The sequence below is a fragment of the Desulfobacula sp. genome (genome assembly GCF_021107415.1).
This window is the reverse complement of sequence record NZ_JAIOSW010000364.1, coordinates 1-3453: the sequence shown is the minus strand read 5'-3', so window position 1 is coordinate 3453 and position 3453 is coordinate 1. Positions and strand designations below refer to the sequence as shown.

At 38.4% G+C, this 3453-nt stretch carries 7 protein-coding genes; all 7 read right to left on the bottom strand.

Translation table 11 applies throughout. The annotated features are described in order from the left end of the window. Positions 1-193: 193 nt before the first annotated feature. Positions 194-649, bottom strand: a complete 456-nt coding sequence (locus K8S13_RS18325; protein ID WP_367172735.1) for a nucleotidyl transferase AbiEii/AbiGii toxin family protein — start codon at positions 647-649, stop codon at positions 194-196. Between the two features lie 67 nt (positions 650-716). Further along, positions 717-1007 carry a nucleotidyl transferase AbiEii/AbiGii toxin family protein gene (locus tag K8S13_RS18320; protein ID WP_291464778.1) on the bottom strand — a complete coding sequence of 97 codons (291 nt, stop codon included), beginning with the start codon at positions 1005-1007 and terminating at the stop codon, positions 717-719. Beyond that, the gene (locus tag K8S13_RS18315; RefSeq protein WP_291464777.1) at positions 992-1717 is read right to left on the bottom strand and encodes a DUF6088 family protein; all 726 of its coding nucleotides are present in this window, start codon (positions 1715-1717) and stop codon (positions 992-994) included. Before K8S13_RS18315 ends, K8S13_RS18320 begins: the two co-directional genes overlap by 16 nt. Positions 1718-1849: 132 nt before the next feature. Beyond that, the gene (locus K8S13_RS18310; RefSeq protein WP_291464775.1) at positions 1850-2236 is read right to left on the bottom strand and encodes a hypothetical protein; all 387 of its coding nucleotides are present in this window, start codon (positions 2234-2236) and stop codon (positions 1850-1852) included. Between the two features lie 23 nt (positions 2237-2259). Next, on the bottom strand, positions 2260-2439 hold the full coding sequence (locus tag K8S13_RS18305) for an ankyrin repeat domain-containing protein (RefSeq protein WP_291464773.1): 180 nt from the start codon (positions 2437-2439) through the stop codon (positions 2260-2262). A gap of 41 nt (positions 2440-2480) precedes the next feature. Continuing rightward, entirely contained in the window at positions 2481-2687 is a 207-nt protein-coding gene (locus K8S13_RS18300) for a hypothetical protein (protein ID WP_291464772.1), read from the bottom strand. A gap of 578 nt (positions 2688-3265) precedes the next feature. Further along, positions 3266-3453: hypothetical protein (locus tag K8S13_RS18295; protein WP_291464770.1), on the bottom strand; the 188-nt coding region annotated here is incomplete at its 5' end.

Below are 3453 nucleotides of genomic sequence, written 5' to 3'. Positions count from 1 at the left end.
TCGTGACGATAGACAGGGTCAATCTTTACAACTGCCTCAAATGCCCGGACTGCACCAACCCCGTCTGGTTTATTGAAATATTTCAAACCTTCATTAAACCAATCGGTCGCAGAAAGTGTACTATCTTTATCCATAATATTCCTCGCTATAACAATAAAATAACCGGTAAAATCCGGTTCATTTTTTGGTTGGGTCAAATTTTCCAGTCAAACATTTTTATTCTATTTTCAATTTTTTGAAGGGTTGCAATCAAATCATTTTCATTCGGCAGGTCACCAATAACCAAATCTTTAAAAATGGTTCTGTAGGTGTTTTGAATACGTTTCCAAGTCATTCCTGGATCTTTAAAGATAATTGCCGAACAGGGGTGATCTTTCAACCATGCATTGTTGTTTTTATAACTAATGAAATCGTCTTCACCAACCTTTTGCAGCATTTTAGAAAAATTACCACTTTTGAAGAATGAAATTACTGATTCATTCTTCAACATTTGATCAAGGTCGTATATATGCCTGATTTTATCTGATAGGGCCGGATATGGCTCATCCATTCGTGAGAAGCGGACCAAGCTCATTATTTTTTCACAAAATGTCCGTTCGATGCTTAACGACTGAACTTTGAATGACTGAAGACCATATTCTTGGATCAATGTTTCCTGTCCTGTCTGGTGCATAAGATCCAGAATATAGCTGCCAACGTTTTCAATTGTAAAAGGTTCATAATTCCCAAGCCAGCTGGTTATCGTTTTCACCTTCATTTCGAAATATAACCAGATCAATATCTTCTGAAAATCTTTGAATAATTTGATGACACTTTGAAAGGCAGGTTCCTCCTTTGAATACGATTTGATCTGCCATATCTGAATGGAATATTTTATTTAGCACCAGAGTGACCCAATAATCTTTTTCAATATAGATTTCTGGAATGGCAAACCGCTGGGAGGCCGCTAAAACTGCATCCCTAAAAAGATCTTTGTTTTGGTGCAGTCCCATTATTTTATATTCCATTTCTCTGCCGTTGACAGCATATCCGGTATTATTCCCAATTTATATTCCGTCAACGGATTCAAGCTTTGTTTTAAATAGTCCAAGTCCAAATCCACATTAATTTCTTCCAGTAATGCCCCTAAAAATGCCCGGGTCCGGGGCGGATATTCATATACATATTGCAGAAGTCGTAAAAGTTCCTTCTTTTTTAATGATATAATAGCGGTAATCAATATCTTTATTGCAGCCTTTCTATCCAGATCCGGTATCTGCTTAAAATCTTTTAGTGCATCAAGAATTTCCAATAGGTGGTAATTCATACTTGTAACGTCAATATAACTTTTTACCCGTCTGACGTTTATATTCCCGATCCGGGTACGGATTTCTTTGACCTTGCTTGCGACCTTTATGTCTTTGGGAACTTGAGAGGTCAACCCCATCCTGTTATATAATGCTGTGCCTGTTATATAAGCAATCCTATTGTTCCCGATAAATAGATAGGGACGAAGCAGATTTTCTTCGCCTGGTTTCAATTCACCAAATACTGTTTTTTTGGGTTTATAAAAAACGCCGGTTGATATCCGTTTAATTGCTTTTTCTGCGATCAGCCTTCCTATTGTTTTGGTGGCAGCACCATACTCATTATTTGAGATGTCAAGCTCTCGATATTTGAAGGTTGTACCTGCTGGCAGCTTATTTATAGTTTCTTTTATTTTTTTTGATATTTTCATATTTTTACCCGATCAATAGATTTGACTGAAACGATAGGGTATTTGTACTATTTTGTCAAGTATTTTCCGGAAAATACTTGACAAAATGAGCCTTGGAGGAGTCGAATCTCCCTCGCATTAAACTTTCTGTTTTTATGTAGTCTCCCCGAGACATATCGGCCCAAATTTGGCAATAGCTCCATTCCTGGCGTTCTTTAACACTTTCTCCTTTTGCCCTTGTATATGGTGCAAAGCCTTCAGATATTTCGCCATCAGAATATAAGCCCCCATAAGAAGTTGTACCTTCCGGCCTAATGAAATTGTAGCCGCGACCTTCAAGCCATGAACGAATATCAAATTGCTTGCCATGCTCACCATCTGGAGTAGCTCCACTTCTTGCAGGTTAGAATCGTTTTCTAACAGATGAAACGCAAACGCCAACATGACCGCAGCTTCAGTAAAGTGTCGTTCAAAATCACCTTCGGTCTTTGCGATACGAATAGCAGGTGGCGGTTTTGACGTGACTAAATCATGGAACATCGCTTAAATTAGCGTCTTGTCTTCTATTCGTTTGCTCCATGTTTTTGAAGTATCATTATAGCTTTGTCACGTTTTTTCATCTTGGCAATATCTAGCACACTCCTTCCATCTTTATCTTTAGCATTAACATCAGCACCTTTTGATAGCAAAGTTTCTATTATTAATGGATTACCAGCAGTAGCAGCCTTCATTAAAACAGTCACTCCATCCGTGTTTTTCGCGTTAACACCAGCACCATGCGATATCAAAATTTTACTACGTTTAATTTACCAGATAATGAGGAACTCATTAAGGCATCAATTTTAGCTTTCTCATCTATACCATCAAAAGCTTTCCTGACAAGTTCAACGTTACCGGCAGAGGCTCCAAATATCATATCATACTTAGCATCTGCCATTACAGATAATGGTATTAACATAATTAACAATAAAGAAATGCTTATAGTTTTCATTATTTACCCTCCCAAATTTTATTATATAATGCAATTTGGTTTAATTCTTTAAAGGAAATTTCAATTCATACATACATCAATTTATTGATTCGCAAACCACTTTTACTTATACCTGGGAATTGCACTTATTATATGAATTCGCGCATTGTTGTTCTCTCCAAGAGCGTATAACCCAACATCACCGGTGAAACCCGGTGCATGTTGATTGTTGAGTTCCCCTTCAATTGTGGATAATATTAGACCCTTTCCTTGTTTATAATTCACAATTCAAGATGTGACACCGATTCCCCCATTTATCCGTCGGCTCTTGGACTATCACACCCGATTGCAGGTAGGCGTTAATCAGCCGCTTGAGTCTTTTATCTTTGACCTTTCGGCCCACACGGGCCATGAGAACATCGTGGTTTACCTCGTCGAAGGAGCACACGACACACTACCCACCTCGACGGTTTTCCGTCAAAAGTTACGATAACCAAAAACCTCCATCCTTTACAGGGAAAGTCCCTTGATGTTCTTGGCTGGCTCCACAGAAATGCAATTTTACACTTAACGTTGGTTTTGCCGGACGGTACTCGATCTTATATACCGGCAGAATGGACGAACCTGGGTGAACTTTGTCCCCAAAAATTCAAATCATCAGGAAACCAGACGGCAACAAACCTTATTGCCACAACATCCAATTTGTTACAGGTACGGAAGATAGTAGATGTTCTTCTGGGTAAAAGATATCCTTTAAAGCAAAAGTCTAAAACCACTTTAAAGGAGG